The organism is Stenotrophomonas sp. PFBMAA-4 (assembly GCF_030053215.1).
In the GTDB taxonomy this organism is placed as follows: Bacteria; Pseudomonadota; Gammaproteobacteria; order Xanthomonadales; family Xanthomonadaceae; genus Stenotrophomonas.
The window spans coordinates 1-19,172 of record NZ_JASGBW010000036.1; the positions used below are offsets into that span (position 1 = coordinate 1).

Sequence of the window (19,172 nt, forward strand, 5' to 3'; positions counted from 1 at the left end):
GTGCTGCAGGCCGGCAGCAGTGCGATCACGCTGGAAGGCGGGAACATCACGTTCAGCTGCCCGGGCGAGTTCAAGGTCAAGGCGGGTGAGCATCCGTTCATGGGGGGAGAGAGCTCTGCCCCGTTCATTCCTCCGCTTCCTGGAGGGCTTCAGGACATTCCCGACTGGATCGCGTTGGATTACCGCGATGTGGAGACACAACAGGCCATGGCAGGCACCCCTTACGAAATTCACTTCAAGAACGGCTCCGTCATCAAGGGCGAGCTGGATGATCAGGGCAAGGCCCACCACGAGCCCATCCAGAAGCAGGAAGTGGAAAAGGTTGTGTATGAACCCCGCAAACCTGACCCGGAAGACAAGTGGCCTGACCTGGAGTTGATCGTCTCTCCCCAGCAGGGCACCGGTCATGGGTGATCCGCGCGCAGATCTCCCGAACCAGGCAGCCCCCGTCTCACTCCAGCAGCTTCGCGAAGCACTTGCCTTCATCAGCGAGCAGTACAAGAGCGCTGTAGATGGCGGCAAGAATGTCTTCGTGTGGCTGTGGGAATCAATCCAGGGTGATTTCAACCAGGAACGCACCACCGGACAGATCGTATTTGATACCGCCATATCCATGATCCCCGGCGTGGACCAGGTCTGCGACGTCCGGGACATCATTGCCAACTGCAAGCAGATCAACGACGACAAGAGCAACTCATGGGCGTGGATCGCGCTTGTCCTGACCCTGATCGGCCTGATCCCCACTCTGGGCTCTCTGCTGAAGGGTGTGCTGAAGATCTTCTTCCTCTTCATCCGCCGCTTCGGCTTGAACCATCTTGTCCGCGCCGTCGATGAGGCCATGAGCTGGGTCATCACGCTTCTGCGCCGACGCGAGGTCGCAAAGTATTGGAAAGCCATGCGCTGGGACCGCGTGTTCCATGAGCTGGCAAAGCAGACCCGTGTCGTGCGTGGACTGGTGACCAAAGCACAGCTGCTGAAGGCCTTTGATCGTGCGGTACTGCTGATGCGCAACCTGCTGGGCAAGGTCGCCGATATCCCGCTGGTGGGGCGCCGCGCACAGGAGACCATCGACCTCGTCGTTGGCATCCGGAAGATTGCAGACAACTACATCGGCCAGGTGCTGGCGCCCGTACAGCACATTCTCGATGCCATCATCAAGCGCCTTGAATTCGAAGACCTGGTGCAGCGCCGCGGCATCGTCAACGCGGGCAACTTCCATTTCACCGGCACGCTGCCCGAGGCGCATGCCGTTTCATTGATGCGGCGGGTTGATCCGTCCCCGTCGTGGCTTGGCAAGGGGAAGCCGACGAAGAATCTGCCGTTGGATCCCTCCGACTATCGTGCACGTGTCGACGAGATGGCGGACAAGGGCTTCCCGAAATTGACCAATGGCCAGATCGAAAGCTTCGCCAAAGGCATGCGCGCCGATACCATCAAGGGACCAGCAAAGCTCTATCGCGTGGTCTCACCGGCGAACTTCAGCGCCGGTGCGGACTGGGTTACCGAAGAAGTCTTCAATACGATCATGAAGTCAGCCGACCCGAGGGCCACCTGGCGAAAGAATCTGGCCGTCTGGCCTGACTGGAACCCCAATGGGCAGTTCGTCGTCTATGAATTGAAGGCAGGTGAAGAACTGAAGGTATGGCGCGGCCCGGCATCTGCGCAAGTCAAGAAAGAGCTGAAGGATCACCACCTTGAAGGCGGCTACGAGCAGATCAAGTTCGATGCGGCCTTTGAGTACGACGCTGCCGGAACGCCGGGAAAGAGGACGTTGGCCGACAGTTCGGAGTACTACGCGGTCAATGAAACGACTGGCGCCATGACCAAGAGCAGCATGACCTATGACAAGTGGAAGCTGCTGCCTCCGCATGAGCAGGTGAAATACGTCAGCCTGCGAACCAAGATCAACAACCCCCGCATTCTCGGCCCAATGGACACCGGCTGGGGGACAACCGACTTTGGCACTCAAATGAATGATGTGAAGCTGGGCCTGCCGAACATCTCCGGCCAGAAAATGAACCGCTGAACATGAAAATTCAATATCTGGAACTGAATCCGTGGCACAAGCGCCAAGCCGCCCTTATCCATCATTTCACCTCGATGGAGTACCTGAAGGGCCTGCTGCCGCAGATCGATGGCCTGCTGGCCATGACCGACCAGATGCTTGATGAGCGCTCGCATCTGGATACAGCTGGCAGAGCCATGGCGGGTTGGGAGTCCCAGGATACGGCCTCGCACTTCTCGACGTACGCCTTTCCAGCTCTGATGGAGTTTCGTGAAGGCATCGTCAAGGACATAGCACTGCGCTCAATCGAGCAATACAGTGTCGCAGGCGAGCACCAATGTGCTCGCATGCTGGAGGAGTACGCCTACCAGATGGCGTGGGCGACACCGGAACAGGAAAAATTGTTCCGCGACAGCGCCGAAAGCGTCTTCGCCTATGCACGGGAGATCTCCGGCATAGTCGCTCGCCCCCCCGTCAAGAATGACTTCTCATTTTGGCTGCTCTGGAACAAGGGCGTGATCGACTCACATCGAATTCCCAAATTCCGTGTCCGTACAGATTTTGTCGTGCGGACCAATCAGGTTCCTCCGCGCACGGGTATCTACGTCGCCAAGAACGACCCCATGGCTTCGCTTCAGTTTGCATGGACCGGTGGGTACGGAGAACTCTGCCCGGCCATGGCCCCCAACGATATTGGACGAGCCGTTCTGAAGCAGATCGGTCGAGAGCGCATGTGGGGGGATACCGAAGCCTTCTATCGCTTCCTAGATGCAAACCGGCACCTGGATCCCTACGGCTGGTCCGACGTCCAGGCTGACGTGGCGAAAGTGGCACCCTCAGTCATCGCTTCCGAGTCCTTCGATCAGCAGGATTGCGAATGGTATTTCGTCGAACGCATTGCCGATGAATTCGAGGATATCGACGGCAGCTACGCCGGCACGGATCGACCGGACCGCCGGCCGGACCGAGTCGCCGCCGGCAAGCCGGTGCCTGTGGCCGGCTGGTGGTACACGCCTGCACAAGGCAGTCGGCGCTTCTTCAAGGAAGGCGATGTGTTCCCCGCCATCAACAGCGACTGGGGTGACACCTTCTGGATCTGGGCCGCAGACCAGACACCGCCGGCATTGGGTTGACGTTCTGCTGCCAACCCACCAGTGGAAACGGCAACCGCATGGCCAAACCGGCGGCGCAGCAGCAGGTCACTACTGCGCTTCTCCTTGGTCGTACGCTGAGTCAGACATGACACGCCAAATGGACTCAACGGACGGCAGGCTGCATCGAGGGTGCGGCTACCATCCTTGTGGACACACCAGGACGACGTCGCCATCAGTCAGGCTTGGCCGCAGCGCCTTCCACTTGGGTACCACGGGAGTATGACAATGCCTTCCGTCCTTCAAGCCGCCCCGCTGCTGGCCGGTCTTTGCCTGGCCGCCACCTGCGCTGCCAAGCCGCCTGCCGCCGAAGCCCTGGACCGCGCCTGCGCAGCGGTCGCCCTTGATGATCGGATCGAGCTGCTTCCCCTGGAAGGGAAACACGTCAGCGCCTGCCCGCCCGGCGACGATGAAGGCTGCCCGTACAGCGGCCAACAGGGAAAGACCTCGCTGAGCGATACGCCGGATCTGGACAAGGATGGGCGCAAGGATGCCATCCTGACCTACGCCGGCAGCAGCAATGGCGATATCGACGTGACCGACAAGCTGGTCCTCGCCCAATGCAGGGACGGAACCTACATCCGGCTCCTGGAAGGAAAGTTCACGACACTGACCGCTCCGGCCATGCCGCATGCCACGTGGCCGGTTCTGGAAGCGACGCGGAACTGCCCGCAAAGCCGCGGCGATGCGGTCCGCACCGAAAAGATCCAGCTGAACTTTGATCCCAGCACGGCGACGTATCGCGGCCCGGCCGGACTGGATCCGGCCGTGGCCTGCAGGGCCCAGGATGAATGACAGAAGCGTGGTGCCTGTTCGATGATCGCCGATATGACAGCTCCCTCAATGAAATCGAGTCCGGGCCAGGACGTGATGGCACCCGCCAAGCCTGGCGTTGCGGCGACGTGCCTCCGCGGCTTCACGCTCAGCTGCATGCTCTTGTTGAGTGCGACGGGCTGTGGTTCCCATGACGCGTCATCAGCATTCACGGTCACCCCACCGATGCCCGAAGCGGAGCTGGAAGATCTCCATTCGGGGACGCTGCTGAAGCAGCTGCCCTTCCACGACATCGACGGCGCAGGCCTGCTGCTGCTTTCCCGCAGCGAGAGCACGATGCCCGCCGAAGGTGATGAGGATCCGGTGGAGCAGATCACTCTGCGCGCGGAACTGTACCGGCGTGCGGACCAGGCGGCGCCCTGGACGTCGCGGTGGAGCGTCGACGACCCGATCCAATGCGAAGGCCTGGACCTGGACGCGGGTTATTTCCTGGACCAGGTGACGGCGACCGATCTCGACAACGATGGCCGCGCCGAGCTGACCCTGGCCAGCCACAGCTTCTGTGGCGGCGGGGTGGATCCGCAGCAGCTGCGCATCGGCCTTCGCCAGGGGGAGCAGTACTACGAAGTGCGGGGCGAATCGCTGGTGGAGGTGGAGGGCGACGCGCCCTTCGGCGGCGAGCGCCAGGACGATCCTGCATTGGCATCGGCTGCGCCGGCACTGCGCGCGCACGTGGACAAGGTCTGGGAAGCGATCAAGCGCGGCCCGCCCGGCGCGCCGTGAACGCCGCGCCTTGATCCAACGCATGCCGACAGCGTGGGCGCAGTGCTATGGTGGCGCCATCATGCGCCCTGGAGCCGTTCCGATGACCCGAGTCAGCATCGCCCGCCTCGCCCTTGCCGCCCTTGCCACGCCGCTGCTGCTGTCGGCCTGTGTCAGCACGCCCGGCCCGCAGGTGAAGGGCACGGGCCTCTGCGACGCCAGCCAGCTGGGGTGGGCCGTAGGCCAGCCGGGCAATGAAGAAAACATGCGCCGGCTGTCGCGTGAAAGCGGCGCGGGCCTGGTCAATCCGATCGGCCCGACCACCATCACCACCAAGGACATCCGCCAGGACCGCCTGCGGGTCTACATGGACAAGAACAACATCATCACCGCTGCGCGCTGCGAGTAACCGCGCGCCCTAGAGGGCCTGCGGCAGGCCGGCCACCTTGGCACAGGCCGGCAGCGGCCTGTCGGGCACGTAGCTCCCGCCGACGCTGCGGAACACCCGGTCGGCGGCACACGCGGCACGCTCGCCGCTGCGGTACTTCAACTGCGGCAGGGCATCGGTGGAGGGCTGCACCTCAAGGCTGGCCCCCGCCTGCCACGGCACCACCAGCAGATCACTGTCGGTCTGCACATCATCGGCCAGGTGACGAACCTGGCCCACGTGCAGCCAGGCAGGCTTTCCCTCCTGCTGCACGACCGCGGCGACCAGCACATCCTGCACCTCAGTGCCTTCCACGCGGTGGGCAGGCAGGCGGATGATGTTCGGCCACACCGCAAGGCGTGCGCCTTCAGGCACGGCCACGGTCACCGCACGGTTCAGCGGTTCGCGTGCGCCGTTCATCGCTTCTTCCACCATCAGCGTGGCAAACGGCGTCTCATCGGCCTGCAGCGCCTGCGCGCACCAGGCGCGGTCCTCGGTGCAGTAGCGGGCGCCGTCCGCCGCAGTGTCTGCAGCAGCGGGCACCGGTAACAGTGCTTCCAGGCGGCTGCCGGTTGCGCTGGGCGCGGCCGCCGCAGCAATCAGCGGCATCATCAGCAGCGCGGCAGACAGCGCTCGGGAAACGGGGGCATGGCTCATCAGGCATCCTCTGCGCAGCAGCGCATCCTTGCGAATGCAGCGATGGTAACGCAGGAGATGTTCAATGCCCGTTGCAGTCGCAGCTCCCCCACCCCTTCGCCTTGGAGGTGTGGCCAATACCCGGATTGAACGTGTTGCTCGGGTCGAGCTGCCGATAGAAGCCGGCCAGTGCCGGCTTGGCCGGGTACAGGTGGCCGACGTTGTGTTCGGCCGGGTACTCGGCACCGCGCTGGTCCAGCAGCGCCCACATCGCGTGCTCGATCGCCATCGGGTCTTCGCCCTTGCGCGCGATGTAATCCTGGTGGAACACATGGCAGAGGAAGTGGCCGTAGTACAGCTTGTGCAGCAGGCGCCCGTCGATGTCGGCCGGCAGGGATTCGAACCAGTCCGCGTCGTCGCGGCGCAGCGCGATGTCCAGCGCCACGATGTCCTGCACCTGCGCACGGTGGACTTCGCGGTAGCGCACCGCCGCACCGGCGACCGCAAAGCGATGCAGGAACGCCTTGCGCCCTTCTTCGGCCGTGCAGCGGAAGAAACCACCTTCGTGGTTGGCGAAACACTCGCGCAGCCAGCGCTCGGTTTCCGCGGCATCCTGCGCCGACACCCTCAGCAGCAGGTGATGTTCATAGCGCTGGCGGAACTCGCCCATGCGCGCCGGCAGATGCGAGGGCAGCAGGCCGGTCAGTGCCTGCATCATCCGGTCGGTCACCCCGCGCAGGCCCAGTCGCTCGAACCAGCCATCGACGCGGCTCTTGAGCGCGAATGCGGCCGGCACGCGCGCGGTGCCCAAGCGATCGATCAACAGGAACGTGTCCTTTCCATAGCGCTCGCCAATGTCGTAGGCATCGCGATGGATGTACTCACCCGCAATCGGCAGGCGCTCGAAACCGGTCAGCAGCTGGCGGCGGATGGCGGTGAGCGTGGCGGTGCGGTTGCTGCCGATGTAGAAGACCTCGGCGGCTTCCTTTTCGAACGTATCCAGGCGCACGGCGAATACGGCCAGCTTTCCCGCCGAACCGGCCGCTTCGTAATGGCGGCTGGGATCGGCGTTGAACCGGGCGGGCGTATCGGCGTCGATCCGCCGCACCTCCTCGGCATAGCGTGGATCGGACGCGGCGCGGCCCTCACCGTCACCCACATCGGACGCGCTGTACTGCCCGTCCTGCAGGCGCTGCAGGATCTGCTCCGGGGTATCGCCCAGGGCGATGCCCAGGTGGTTGACCAGCTGCAGTGTGCCCTGCGCATCGACCTGCGCGTACAGTGCCAGCTCGGTGTACGCCGGGCCACGGCGCACCAGCGCGCCGCCGGAATTGTTGCAGACGCCGCCCAGCACCGAAGCGCCGATGCAGGACGAGCCGATCACCGAATGCGGTTCGCGCCCCAGCGGTGCAAGCGTCTGCTCAAGGCGGTCCAGTGTTGCGCCTGGCAAGCACAGCACCTGGCGGCCTTCGTTCAACAGCTGGATGCCGGTCAGGCGCAGGGTGCTGACCAGCACGATCGGCCGGCCGTAGTCGTCGCCGTCCGGGGTTGAGCCGCCGGTCAGGCCGGTGTTGGCCGCCTGCAGGATGATCGCTGCCCCACCCTGCACTGCCGCCTGCAGCACGCGCCACAGTTCCAGCAGCGTGCCCGGGCGCACCACCGCCAGCACAGGGCCATCACCGAAGCGGTAGCCGCGGCGAAAGCGCCGGGTGGCCTTGTCGCCGGTCAGTACGTGGCGACTGCCGACCGCATCGCGCAACTGCGCCAGCACGGCGTCGTGGCCACTCATGGCAGGCTCACCAGCGAGTCACGGCCGATATCGGCGATGCGACGCGCACCGGTCAGGGTCATCGCCACGCGCATTTCCTTGGCGATCAGGTCCAGCAGGTTGGCCACGCCGGCCTCACCCTGTGCGGCAAGCGCATAGACAAAGGCACGGCCCAGCAGCACGGTGTCGGCGCCCAGCGCCAGCATGCGCACCACGTCCAGGCCGTTGCGGATGCCCGAATCGGCCAGGATCTTCAGGTCGCCCTGCACGGCATCGGCAATGGCCGGCAGTGCGCGTGCAGTGGACAGCACGCCGTCCAGCTGGCGGCCACCATGGTTGGACACCACGATGCCATCGGCACCGAACTTCACCGCATCGCGGGCGTCGTCCGGATCGAGGATGCCCTTGATCACCATCGGGCCCTTCCAGAACTCGCGGATCCACTCCAGGTCCTTCCAGGAAATGGACGGATCGAAGTTGCTGCCCAGCCAGCCGATGTAGTCCTCCAACCCGGTCGGGTTGCCGCGATAGGTGGAGATGTTGCCCAGGTCGTGCGGGCGACCCAGCAGGCCGACGTCCAACGCCCACTGCGGATGGGTGATGGCCTGTCCGATACGGCGCAGCGAGGCATTCGGGCCACTCATGCCCGAGTGCGCGTCACGATAGCGCGCACCCGGTACCGGCATGTCCACGGTGAACACCAGGGTGGTCACGCCCGCAGCCTGTGCGCGCTCCAGCGCATTGCGCATGAAGCCGCGGTCGCGCAGCACGTACAGCTGGAACCACATCGGCCGCTGGAGGGCCGGCGCCACTTCTTCGATCGGGCAGACCGAGACAGTGGACAGGGTGAAGGGAATGCCGCGACTGTCGGCCGCACGCGCGGCCTGTACCTCGCCCCGCCGTGCGTACATGCCGGTCAGGCCGACCGGGGCCAGCGCCACCGGCATCGCCAGCGTCTCGCCGAACAATTCGGTTTCCAGGCTCAGGTCGGACATGTTGCGCAGGATGCGCTGGCGCAGCGCGATGTCGGACAGATCGGAAACATTGCGCTTCAGCGTGTGCTCGGCATACGCGCCGCCATCGATGTAGTGGAACAGGAACGGCGGCAGGCGGCGTTGCGCTGCGGCACGGTAATCGGTGGAGGCGGAAATGATCATGGGGTCAACCGGAAGTAATCAGCCATGCGGAGAAGGTAGGCGCGAGGCGCGTGCACGCCGGGCCTCGTTGTCATCGAGGGTGCGCAGCGTGGTGTGCACGAACGCGAGGTGGGCGTGCGCAGCGGCGCGCGCACGTTCGGCATCGCCGGCCAGCACCGCATCCATCATTTCGCGGTGCTGGTCGGACAGCGGCGAGAACGTGCGGGCCGAGGTGTAGAGCTTTTCGCGGCTCTGCGAGATGTTGGTCTGCAGCAGCTCGAACAGCCCGCGCATCACCTGCAGCAGCACCAGGTTGTGCGAGGCTTCGGCGATGGACAGATGGAACGCCGCATCGGCCTCCGCCTCACCGGCCGGATCATCCTTGCCGTGTGCATCCATCATGGTCTGGAAGGCCTGCGCGATGCGCGCGCGGTCTTCGTCGGTGGCACGCAGCGCGGCATGCCAGGCAGTGGCACCTTCCAGCGCGTGGCGGATCTCGAGCACGTCGAAGCGGTATTCCGGATCGCCCTGGAACAGCGGCAGGTACGGCGCCAGCGGCTCGTCCAGCGCCTGCCGGGCCCGCGCGGCCGGCTCGGCCACGTAGGTGCCGCCGCCCACACGGGCAGTCAGCAGCCCCTGGCTGGCCAGCTGCGCGATCGCCTCGCGAAGCGCGGTACGCGAAACCCCAAGCTGCACCGCCAGCGCGCGCTCGGCCGGCAGCCGGTCACCCGGCTTCAGCTGCTGCTCCTGCACCAGCACGCGCAGCTGCGCGGCCACCTTGTCCGAAACCCGTTGCATGCTCATGGCGCCATTGTCGCCCGAAGCATGCAGCGGTGGGTCAGCCTGCCCGACATGGCTCAGGGGATCATCCAGGTCAGCCAGTAGGCCTGGGCCAGGGTGATCAGGCCGACCATCGTGGTGAAGATCAGGCTGTGCTTGACCGTGAAGCGGAACAGGTCCGACTCCCTGCCGGCCAGGCCCACCGCGGCGCAGGCAATGGCGATCGACTGCGGCGAGATCATCTTGCCGGTCACCCCGCCGGTGGTGTTGGCCGCCACCAGCAGCACGTCAGACACCCCGATCTGCTGCGCGGTGGTCGCCTGCAGCGCCGAGAACAGCGCGTTGGACGAGGTGTCCGAGCCGGTCAGGAACACGCCCAGCCAGCCCAGGAACGGCGAGAAGAACGGGAAGGCCTTGCCGGTGTGGGCCAGTGCCAGCGCCAGCGTGGCCGACAGCCCGGAGTAGTTGGCGATGAAGGCAAAGGCCAGCACCATGCCGATGGAATAGATCGGCACGCGCAGCTCGCGCACGGTTTCGCCGAAGGTCTGCACGGCGGCCTTGGCCGGCATGCGCAGGGCGAGGATGGCGATGACTGCAGCGAGGAGGATCGAGGTGCCGGTAGCCGAGAACCAGTCGAACGTGTAGACCGCGTCGTAGCTCAGGGGTGCCGGCACGATCGGCGGCATCTTCTGCACCATCTGGTCCAGCCCCGGCACCGGGATTTTCAGCACCCAGCCCTGCAGCGGGCCGCCTGCTGCGAACAAGGCCTTGAACGGCTTGATGCTCCACAGGGTGACCATGGCGGTGAGGATCAGGAACGGCGACCACGCCTTGGCGATCTGGCCGACGCTGTAGCGCGGTGCGTCCAGCGCCTGCGCGGCGGCCTCGGCACTGGTGGCGGTGTCGAAACGGAAGATGCGCACCGGCTTCCAGCGGCGCAGGAACAGGGTCAGGCAGACCAGCGAGGCCAGTGACGCGGTGATGTCGGGCAGTTCCGGGCCGATGAAGTTGGACGTCAGGTACTGGGCGATGGCGAACGAACCACCGGCCACCAGCACCGCCGGCCAGGTTTCCCGGATGCCACGCCAGCCATCCATGATGGCCATGATCCAGAACAGCACGATGACGGTGAGGAAGGGCAGCTGGCGCCCGGCCATCTGGCCGATCTCGAAGGCATCCAGGCCGGTGACCTGCCCGGCGACGATGATCGGGATGCCCATCGCGCCGAACGCCACCGGCGCGGTATTGACGATCAGGCACAGGCCAGCGGCATACAGCGGCTTGAAGCCCAGCCCGACCAGCAGCGCGGCGGTGATGGCCACCGGCGCGCCGAAGCCGGCCGCGCCCTCCAGGAAGGCGCCGAAGGCAAAACCGACCATGAGCATCTGCAGGCGCTGGTCCTCGGTGACCGACAGGATCGAGGCGCGGATGATGTCGAACTGGCCGGTTTTCACCGAGACTTTGTAGAGGAACACCGCACCGATGATGATCCACGCGATCGGCCACAGGCCGTAGACGAAGCCGTAGCCCGCCGCACCCAGGGCCTGCGCCAGCGGCATCCGGTAGAACAGCAGGGCAACGCCGAGTGCGATGGCCACGGTGAGCGTGCCGGCCAGCCACCCCTTCATGCGCAGCACGGCCAGGGCAACGAAGAAGAACGCGATCGGCAGCAGCGCGATCAGGCTCGACAACCACAGGTTGCCGGCGGGGTCGTACAGGTGTTGCCAGGGCTGCATGGAGGCTCTCGACTGGGGACGGGTTCACCACCGCTTGCGGTGGTTCGTCGTGGCCTTCATTCCTATTGGTCGTACCAATAAGGAAGAGCAGCAGACCACTGGACGCAGATTGAACCGTCGATCGTGCGCAGAGCCTATTAGACCATAGGGCTAGACGGATTATTGGTCATACCATTAACTGCGGAAAACTCACAGCCGTTTCTCCACCCGCCGGATCACCGCCAGCACCAGTACGCAGAGCACGCTCACGCCGATGGCGATCACATACTTGCCGATGCCCACGGCAATGCCGATGGCCGCAGCCATCACCAGTGAACTGGCGGTGGTCAGCCCGCTGACCTGGTCCTCGCGGTTGCCGCGCAGGATGGTGCCGGCGGCAACGAAGCCGACGCAGGCCACAACCGCCTCGATCAGGCGCACCGGGTCGACCTGCAGCAGGTCGCGGTAGCGCTCCTGCTGGAAGTGCTCGGCCACCGAATCACCGAGGCCGACGATCAGCGCCGCCGCCCCGGCAATCAGCATGTGGGTACGCAGGCCTGCGGCGTGCTTGCCCATCTCGCGTTCGACGCCCAGCACACCGCCGAACAGCATCGCTGCGGCCACGCGCAGCAGGATCGATACGTCCTGGGTAAGTTCCATTGGCGCGCTCCGGGCGTTTTCCCGGAGCGTGGCGCGAGGGCCGTGGCATCACAGTGAAGGTGCCAGCACAGCCGGTTCACCCGCCAGCGCCGGGCGATGCCCGGCGCCGCCTGCCCTCAGCGCATCACTGCGCCAGGTAGCCACCATCGATCGCGTAGTAGGTGCCGGTCGCGAACGAGGCGTCATCGCTGGCCAACCAGGCCACCAGCGCGGCCACTTCCTCCGGCGTGCCCAGGCGCTTGAGCGCATGGCGGCCTTCCAGCGTGGCCCGCACCTTGGCATCCATCTTGTCCAGCAGCGGCGTGGCGATGAAGCCCGGGCCGACCGCGTTGATGCGGATGCCATCGGGAGCATGTTCCCATGCAGCGGTCTGGGTCAGGCCAACCACGCCGTGCTTGGCGGCCACGTAAGCGGTGGAACCGGCATAGCCCACCTGGCCCAGGATCGAGGCCATGTTGATGATGCTGCCGCCCTTGCCCGTCGCACGCATCGCCTGGATCTGCGCACGCTGGCACAGGAACACGCTGGTGAGGTTCACGTCGACCACGCGCTTCCAGCCATCGACCGGGTAATCGCCACTGCTCGCGGCCGGGCCGCCGATGCCGGCGTTGTTCACCGCCACGTCGATGCCACCGAGTTCATTCACCGTGCGCTGCACGGCGGCTTCCACCGCCGCTTCATCGGTGACATCCAGGGCGATGCCGATGGCCTGCACGCCCTTGGCCGTGAGGGTCTGCACCGTGGCATCCACCGCGTCCTGTTTCAGGTCCCACACCGAAATGCTGGCACCCGATGCAGCGAGCAGTTCGGCCACCGCCAGGCCGATACCGGATACACCACCGGTCACGATCGCGGTCTTGCCCTTGAGCTGGTAATCGATCATCTGTGTTCTCCACGTGTTGGTAAGGCGTGCGGAGCGCGTCCGCCTGATGATGACGTTACGCCCGCGCGTGTTACGGATATGCCATCCCAGGGCGCCATCGACACGCACGGCCTGCAACGATCCTTCCCATCGCTGCAACGCGTTCGCGCCTATGCTCTGGCCCACACCTCTCCCCTGTGGAACCTTCGATGAGTCCTGCCGCCGATCTGTTGTTCACGCCTACCCGCCTTGGCGACATCGCCGTGGCCAATCGCATCGCCATGGCACCGCTGACGCGCAACCGGGCCCTGCCCGACCGCGTGCCCTCGCCGCTCGCCATTACCTATTACCAGCAGCGCGCCAGCGCTGGCCTGATCATCGCCGAGGCGACGCAGATCAGCCCACTCGGCCAGGGCTACCTGGATACCCCGGGCATCTACAGCGACGCGCAGGTTGCTGCATGGAAATCAGTGACCGACGCCGTGCACGCTGAAGGCGGACGCATCGTGCTGCAGCTCTGGCACGTCGGCCGCATCTCCCACACCAGCCTGTTGCCCGAAGGCGAAGTACCGGTGGCGCCGAGCGCGATCCGCGCCAATGGCAAGACCTTTACTGCCAATGGCTTCGAAGATGTGTCCGCGCCCAGGGCGCTGGCCATTGAAGAGATCCCGGCACTGATCGAGGACTACCGCATCGCTGCCCGCAATGCGATCGCCGCCGGCTTCGACGGTGTGGAAGTACATGCGGCCAACGGCTATCTGATCGACCAGTTCCTGCGCGATGGCAGCAACCACCGCAGCGATGCCTACGGCGGCAGCATCGAGAACCGCACGCGCCTGTTGTTTGAAGTAGTGAGCGCCGTGGCCGAAACCATCGGCGCGGCGCGCACCGGTGTTCGCCTGTCGCCGGTCACGCCGGTCAACGATGCGCACGACAGCGATCCGCAGCCGCTGTTCGACCGCGCGGTGGAGCGCCTGGACACGATCGGCGGCCTGGCCTTCATCCATGTGATCGAAGGCGCCACCGGCGGCGACCGTGACAACCTGGCCTTCGACTACGCGGGCCTGCGCGCGCGTTTCCGTGGCCCGTGGATCGCCAACAACGGCTACGACGCTGCACGCGCCGAACAGGCCGTGGCCAGCGGCTACGCCGACATGGTCGCCTTCGGGCGCCCGTTCATCGCCAACCCTGATCTGGTTGCCCGCCTGCGCAGCGGCGCTGCGCTGGCCGATCTCGACCCCGCCACGTTGTATGGCGGCGGCGAGCACGGCTACACCGACTACCCTGCACTGGGCGCGTAAGCCAGCGTTGCGGCCCGTCGCTGCGGCGGCGGGCCCGCGCTAGAATATCGTTGCGAGCCGACGCCAGCACTTTCCTCCCCAGCTGAGCGGCTTAGCAATGTCCCGATATTTCACGTTTGCCGATTACCGTCGCTTCGGTGATCGGCACGGCTATGACTATCGCGCCGACCCGCGCGACCTGCGCGATGACCAATGGATCGGTCGTGGCGAAATGCACGAACAGACCCTGCGCGGTGGCCTCAGCCTGGTCGCCACGGATGTGTGCAACCGCGTGGGCTATACGGCCACTGCCGAGCAGCGCCCGGGCCTGTCGATCCGGATGATGCTGGATGGGCAGGTGGATGTGCAGGTGCCGCAGCGTGAGGCCTTCAGCCTGCGCGCGGGTACCGCGATGACCAGCCATCACCGCGAACCGGTCGAGATGCGCGGCGTGCATCCGGGCAGCGTGCGCCTGCGCGGTGTAAGCCTGTGCCTGCCCGCGGAGTTCGATGTGGAGCTGCTGCAGCAACCCGCGCTGCAGCAGGCGCTGCACGGACCCGGGGTCGGCTGCCGGCACTGGGCCATTCCGCACACGCTGCTGCCCGCGCTGTCGCAGTTGTTCGACAGCCCCTGGCAGGGTGGCCTGGATGCGCTGTGGCGCGAGGGCCTGGCCCTGCAGATCCTGGCCGTGGGCCTGCAGGCCGATGATCTTCATCCCGCCACACCCCGTGCGCTGCGTGCCGGCCAGCGTGCGCGGCTGGAACGCGTGCGTGCGTTCCTGCGCGAGGACCCCAGCCATGAGCACAGCCTGGTCGAGCTTGCGCAGATCGCCTGCATGAGCCCCAGTTCGCTGCGTCGTCATTTCGTGCAGCAGTACGGCTGCTCGGTGTTCGATTACCTGCACGAGCAGCGCATGCATCATGCCGAGCAGGGCCTGCGCGAGCGCGGCTGGAGCGTGGAGCAGGCCGCGGCGGCTACGGGCTATCGGCACCCGAGCAACTTCGCAGCCGCTTTCCGCAAGCGCTTCGGGTTGGTGCCCAGCCGCTGGCGCACCGGGCCATCGAAGGTAGGTTGACCTGCTCTCGCGCGATTCCCGCTCTGGTGGGTGTCGACCGTTGGTCGACACGCTCTTGCATGGTAGTGCCGGCCAGCGGCCGGCACTACCACCGCCGGGCATGGCCCGGCGCTACCTGGTGGGTGTCGACCGTTGGTCGACACGCTCCTGCATGGCATGCCGGCCAGCGGCCGGCAGTACCATCGCCGGGCACGGCCCGGCGCTACCTGGTGGGTGCCGACCGTTGGTCGACACGCTCTTGCATGGCATGCCGGCCAGCGGCCGGCACTACCACCGTCCGGTTCAATACACCGGCAAATCGATGTAACTGGCCTGCGCGGCGCTGTGCCAGACCCGCTGCGTGGCCTTCTGGTAATCGGCCGGCTTGGCCAGGTAGATGTTCGGCACGTAGGTCTGCGGGTTGCGGTCGTACAGCGGGAACAGGCTGGACTGCACCTGCACCATCACCCGGTGCCCCTTCTGGAATACATGGTTGGCATTGGGCAGGTCGAAGCGGTACGGCAGCACCTGGTTGGCGGCCAGTGCCTTGGGCGCGCTGAAGCTCTCGCGGTAGCGGCCACGGAAGATCGCCAGTGACACCGGCAGCTCGTAGCCGCCCATCTCCGGCATCGATGCCTCCTGGTCGGGATAGACGTCGATCAGCTTCACCACCCAGTCGCTGTCGGTGCCGCTGGTGGAGGCCTGCAGGTGCACCACCGGCGCGCCACCAATGCGAAGGGGTTCGTTCAGCGGTTCAGTGATGAAGGTCAGCACGTCCGGCCGACCGTCGACGAAGCGCTGGTCCTTCACAAGCCAGGTGGTCCACATGTCACGGTCGCCGAAGCGTACCGGGCGCGGCACGAACGGCACCGGCTTGGCCGGATCGGACACGTATTCCTCGAAATCACCCTCGCCCGCCGCCGGTGCCTGGAAGGCCAGCTTGCCACCGGCACGCAGGTACAGCGGCTTGCTGGCCGCAGTGCAGTCCTTCTCGCAGCTGCGCGGCCAGCCCTGCAGGCGGTCCCAGTGGTTCTCGCCGGTGTTGTAGACCAGCACCGGCGGCGTGTCAGCCTTCGGTGCGCCATCCACCAGGTACTGGTCGAAGAACGGCTTGAGCACGTCGCGGCGGAACTGCAGCGCGGTATCGCCATCGAACTTCAGCGCCCCCAGCTCGTTGCCGGTGTAGTTCACCTGGCTGTGCCGCCACGGTCCCATCACCAGGTAGTTGAGGGTGTTGCCGGTGTCACGGGCTTCCATCGCCCGGTAGGCGTGGTTGGCGCCCCACATGTCTTCCTGGTCCCACAGGCCCTGCAGCCACATGGTCGGCACCTTCAGCGGCGTCTTCGCCATCACTGCATCCAGCGCCTGGCCCTGCCAGAACGCATCGTACGCCGGGTGCTCGACCAGCTTCTTCCACCAGGTCAGCTTGTCCACGCCGGTGAAGCGGGCGTAGTCACCGGCCGAGCCGATGCGCAGGAACGTGCTGTAGTCGTCGTAGCCGAGGCTGGGCAGCGGCGTGCCCTTGCCGCGCTTCTCGGTCTGCATGGCGAAGTAGTTGAAGTTGACCTGGCGGAACGCACCGTAGTTGAGCCAGTCATCGCCCATCCAGCCATCGACCATCGGGCTTTGCGGCGCGGCCACCTTCAGTGCGGGGTGCGGGTCGGTCAAGGCCATCACCACGGTGAACCCTTCATACGACGAGCCCAGCATGCCGACCTTGCCGTTGGTTTCCGGCACGTGCTTTACCAGCCAGTCGATGGTGTCCCAGGCGTCGGTGGAATGGTCCACCTTGGTGTTGTTCAGCGGCCCGCGCAGCGGCCGGGTCATCACGTAATCGCCTTCGGAACCGTACTTGCCGCGGATGTCCTGGAACACGCGGATGTAGCCGCCATCGACGAACACTTCATCGCCCTGCGGCAGCATGTCACGCATGCGCGGCGAATCGGTGCGGCTGGCGCGGCCGGCGGCATCGTAGGGCGTGCGGGTCAGCAGGATCGGTGCGTTGTGCGCGCCCTTGGGCACCACGATGACGGTGTACAGCTTGGTGCCATCGCGCATCGGCACCATCACCACGCGCTTGTCATAGTCGCGGCCGACATCGGGGGCCACGAAGGGCTTTCCGCTGATGTCCGGGGTCATCGGCGGGGTATCGGCGGCCAGCACGGTGCTGGACAGGCAAAGGGCGATGGCTACAGCAACGGCACGCACACGCATGGAAACCCCTCCCGGCAGGAAAGACCCAAGCGTACTCCTGCCCCGCCCGGTGAAGTGTGTGCGGGCTTTGCGTTCCGCGCTCTTTGGAGGCAGGACTGATGGCACATGCCAACCGCTGCTGGGCAGCGCTCACCGGACATGGCCCGGCGCTACCGATCCGCGCGCCCGAGGTAGCGCCGGGCCATGCCCGGCGGATCCGTCAGCCCGACTGAACCTCTTGCAGCGCCAACCAGCGCCAACGCCCCTGCTCCTGCCGCAGCACCGCCAGCGACTCGCGCCACGCGACCGCCCCATCGCCCACCGCATGCCCCTCGCGATAGCGCAGCACCGCCAGCGGTGACGGCGCTTCGATCACCTGCACCGCTTCGATGGCAATGCGCAAGCCAGGCCGTGCCCCATGCCCGCCGACGAACAACGCCTGTACCGCCTGCCGATCCAGGCGCCGCCCGGCGATGCCGACCATGCTGAAATCCGCGCAGAAGTGCGCCATCAGATCGTCGAGTGCTTCGGCGCCCACCTCGGCGCGGAACCAGGCCTGCAGCGTGTCGTGCAGTTCGTGGATTTCATGTTCGGCGGTGTGTTGCATCAGGCATGCTCCGGTTGCGCAATGGTCAGTGGCTGCGAGCGGCGCAACAGCGCCATCGGCAGCAGGGTAAGGACAGCGGCCAGGCCCAGCGCCACACCAGTGGCCCGCGCCGGCAACCATTGCAGGGCCAGGGCCAGCAGCAGCGCGATGGCGGCGGTGCCGAGGCAGAAGCTGAGCTGGCGGTTGAGATTCCACAGCGCGCTGGCATCACCCAGCGCTTCACCCTCCACACCGTGGAAGGCCAGCGTCTGTGCGGTGCTGCTGCACAGGCTGCCGCCGGCGCCCATCAACGCGTACAACAGCGCTGCCAGCGCAAACGGAGGCTGCGGCAACAGCGCCATCAACATCAGGCCGCTGGCCTGCAGCAGCATGCCACCGCGCAGCACCGCCGCCGGACCGAAGCGCGCGAGCAGGCGTCGGCTGCCGGTGATGGCCACCGCCGACGCCAGCGCCCACGGCAGCATCAATGCACCGATGCGTGCGGCGCTGTAGCCCGCCTGGTGCAGCTGCAGCGTGCTGGCCAGCTGGCTGCCAATGAAAACGCCCGGCACTGCCAGGTAGACCAGCATTGCCAGCCGCAACCCGCGATGGGACAGCAGCGACCAGCGCAGCAGCGGCTGTGCCTGCCGACGCGCGTGGCGCAGGTGGGCGGTCGCCAGCACCAGCGCCAGCAGCAACAGCACCGCGCCGGCAATCCGGTGGCCGGGTTCGCCCAGCCAGGTCAGCGCCAGCAGCAGCACGCCCAGCGCGCTCATCGCGGTGGCCAGCGCATAGGCCTGCAGGCGGGGCGCAGTGCGATCGCCATCGGCCGGCATCCAGGCCAGTACCAGACCCATCGCCGCCAGTGCCAGCGGCAGGCTGGCCCAGAGCACGCCCCGCCAGGACAGCCACTGCACCAGCAGCCCGCCCAGCGCCGGCGCCAGCGCTGGCACCAGCAGTGCTACCAGCAGGATGCGCCGGGTCAGCGCCCCACGCTGCCCAGGGCTGCATTGCCGGTAGGCCGCGGCCTGCGCGACCGGAATCAGCAGGCCGCCGGCAAGGCCCTGCAGCAGCCGCCATCCCAGCAGCCAGCCGATACCCGGCGCCGCACCGGCCAAGGCCGCCGCCAACGCGAACAGCAGCAGGGCCGCCAGCAACAGTCTTCGTTCACCGCAGCGCGCGGCCAGCCACAGCGCCAGCGGAATCACCACGCTCAAGCCCAGCATGTAGGCCGTGCCAACCCATGCCAGGGTGCTGATGTCCGCCTGCAGTTCGGCTGCCAGCGCCGGATAGGCCACCGTAGCGATGAACATGTTGACCAGGTCCAGCGCGAACACCAGCAGGAAGATCGCCTCATGGCGCAGGCGGGGAGAGGGCATCGGC

General features: G+C 66.1%; 18 protein-coding genes. 8 read left to right on the forward strand and 10 right to left on the reverse strand.

Translation table 11 applies throughout. From position 1 onward, the window contains the following. From QMZ26_RS18305 to QMZ26_RS18330, 6 genes are all read left to right on the forward strand, one after another. A partial coding sequence (locus QMZ26_RS18305) for a DUF2345 domain-containing protein (RefSeq protein WP_283222267.1) occupies positions 1-414 on the forward strand: 414 nt, incomplete at its 5' end. Continuing rightward, on the forward strand, positions 407-2,026 hold the full coding sequence (locus QMZ26_RS18310) for a hypothetical protein (RefSeq protein WP_283222268.1): 1,620 nt from the start codon (positions 407-409) through the stop codon (positions 2,024-2,026). The genes QMZ26_RS18305 and QMZ26_RS18310, both read left to right, overlap by 8 nt. Positions 2,027-2,028: 2 nt before the next feature. Then, positions 2,029-3,138 carry a hypothetical protein gene (locus tag QMZ26_RS18315; protein WP_283222269.1) on the forward strand — a complete coding sequence of 370 codons (1,110 nt, stop codon included), beginning with the start codon at positions 2,029-2,031 and terminating at the stop codon, positions 3,136-3,138. A gap of 246 nt (positions 3,139-3,384) precedes the next feature. Continuing rightward, positions 3,385-3,951: a hypothetical protein gene (locus QMZ26_RS18320; RefSeq protein ID WP_283222270.1), complete on the forward strand. Its 567-nt coding sequence runs from the start codon at positions 3,385-3,387 to the stop codon at positions 3,949-3,951. 204 nt (positions 3,952-4,155) lie between these two features. After that, the gene (locus QMZ26_RS18325) at positions 4,156-4,713 is read left to right on the forward strand and encodes a hypothetical protein (RefSeq protein WP_283222271.1); all 558 of its coding nucleotides are present in this window, start codon (positions 4,156-4,158) and stop codon (positions 4,711-4,713) included. An 82-nt stretch (positions 4,714-4,795) separates the two neighbouring features. Next, entirely contained in the window at positions 4,796-5,101 is a 306-nt protein-coding gene (locus tag QMZ26_RS18330; protein WP_200734294.1) for an I78 family peptidase inhibitor, read from the forward strand. Positions 5,102-5,110: 9 nt separating this feature from the next. Here the strand turns inward: QMZ26_RS18330 and QMZ26_RS18335 are convergent, their stop codons facing one another. The 7 genes from QMZ26_RS18335 to QMZ26_RS18365 all read right to left on the reverse strand — a co-directional run bounded on the left by QMZ26_RS18335 (position 5,111) and on the right by QMZ26_RS18365 (position 12,697). Further along, positions 5,111-5,776 carry a hypothetical protein gene (locus QMZ26_RS18335; protein WP_283222272.1) on the reverse strand — a complete coding sequence of 222 codons (666 nt, stop codon included), beginning with the start codon at positions 5,774-5,776 and terminating at the stop codon, positions 5,111-5,113. Between the two features lie 61 nt (positions 5,777-5,837). Further along, complete coding sequence (dld, locus tag QMZ26_RS18340) at positions 5,838-7,544, reverse strand: D-lactate dehydrogenase (protein ID WP_283222273.1); 1,707 nt, start codon at positions 7,542-7,544, stop codon at positions 5,838-5,840. Next, complete coding sequence (gene lldD, locus QMZ26_RS18345; RefSeq protein WP_283222274.1) at positions 7,541-8,680, reverse strand: FMN-dependent L-lactate dehydrogenase LldD; 1,140 nt, start codon at positions 8,678-8,680, stop codon at positions 7,541-7,543. The genes dld and lldD overlap by 4 nt, the downstream gene beginning before the upstream one ends. An 18-nt stretch (positions 8,681-8,698) precedes the next feature. Then, positions 8,699-9,463, reverse strand: coding sequence for a transcriptional regulator LldR (gene lldR / locus QMZ26_RS18350; protein ID WP_200734290.1), 765 nt, complete (start codon positions 9,461-9,463; stop codon positions 8,699-8,701). 53 nt (positions 9,464-9,516) lie between these two features. Beyond that, positions 9,517-11,175: an L-lactate permease gene (gene lldP, locus QMZ26_RS18355; RefSeq protein ID WP_283222275.1), complete on the reverse strand. Its 1,659-nt coding sequence runs from the start codon at positions 11,173-11,175 to the stop codon at positions 9,517-9,519. 189 nt (positions 11,176-11,364) lie between these two features. Then, complete coding sequence (locus QMZ26_RS18360) at positions 11,365-11,814, reverse strand: MgtC/SapB family protein (protein WP_079222238.1); 450 nt, start codon at positions 11,812-11,814, stop codon at positions 11,365-11,367. Between the two features lie 124 nt (positions 11,815-11,938). After that, positions 11,939-12,697, reverse strand: a complete 759-nt coding sequence (locus QMZ26_RS18365) for an SDR family NAD(P)-dependent oxidoreductase (protein ID WP_283222276.1) — start codon at positions 12,695-12,697, stop codon at positions 11,939-11,941. Positions 12,698-12,885: 188 nt separating this feature from the next. On the opposite strand from QMZ26_RS18365, the gene QMZ26_RS18370 reads away from it, so the two are divergent. After that, a complete protein-coding gene (locus QMZ26_RS18370; RefSeq protein ID WP_108758577.1) occupies positions 12,886-13,977 on the forward strand; it encodes an alkene reductase in 1,092 nt (363 codons plus the stop codon). 97 nt (positions 13,978-14,074) lie between these two features. After that, positions 14,075-15,031, forward strand: coding sequence for an AraC family transcriptional regulator (locus QMZ26_RS18375; protein ID WP_283222277.1), 957 nt, complete (start codon positions 14,075-14,077; stop codon positions 15,029-15,031). Positions 15,032-15,313: 282 nt separating this feature from the next. Here QMZ26_RS18375 and QMZ26_RS18380 read toward each other — a convergent pair whose 3' ends face one another. The 3 genes from QMZ26_RS18380 to QMZ26_RS18390 all read right to left on the reverse strand — a co-directional run bounded on the left by QMZ26_RS18380 (position 15,314) and on the right by QMZ26_RS18390 (position 19,168). After that, positions 15,314-17,224 (reverse strand): CocE/NonD family hydrolase, encoded by a 1,911-nt coding sequence (locus tag QMZ26_RS18380; protein ID WP_283222278.1) that lies wholly within the window; start codon positions 17,222-17,224, stop codon positions 15,314-15,316. Positions 17,225-17,423: 199 nt separating this feature from the next. Then, positions 17,424-17,810, reverse strand: coding sequence for a DUF4440 domain-containing protein (locus QMZ26_RS18385; protein WP_283222279.1), 387 nt, complete (start codon positions 17,808-17,810; stop codon positions 17,424-17,426). Further along, positions 17,810-19,168 (reverse strand): MFS transporter, encoded by a 1,359-nt coding sequence (locus tag QMZ26_RS18390; RefSeq protein ID WP_283222280.1) that lies wholly within the window; start codon positions 19,166-19,168, stop codon positions 17,810-17,812. The genes QMZ26_RS18385 and QMZ26_RS18390 overlap by 1 nt, the downstream gene beginning before the upstream one ends. Positions 19,169-19,172: the final 4 nt, after the last annotated feature.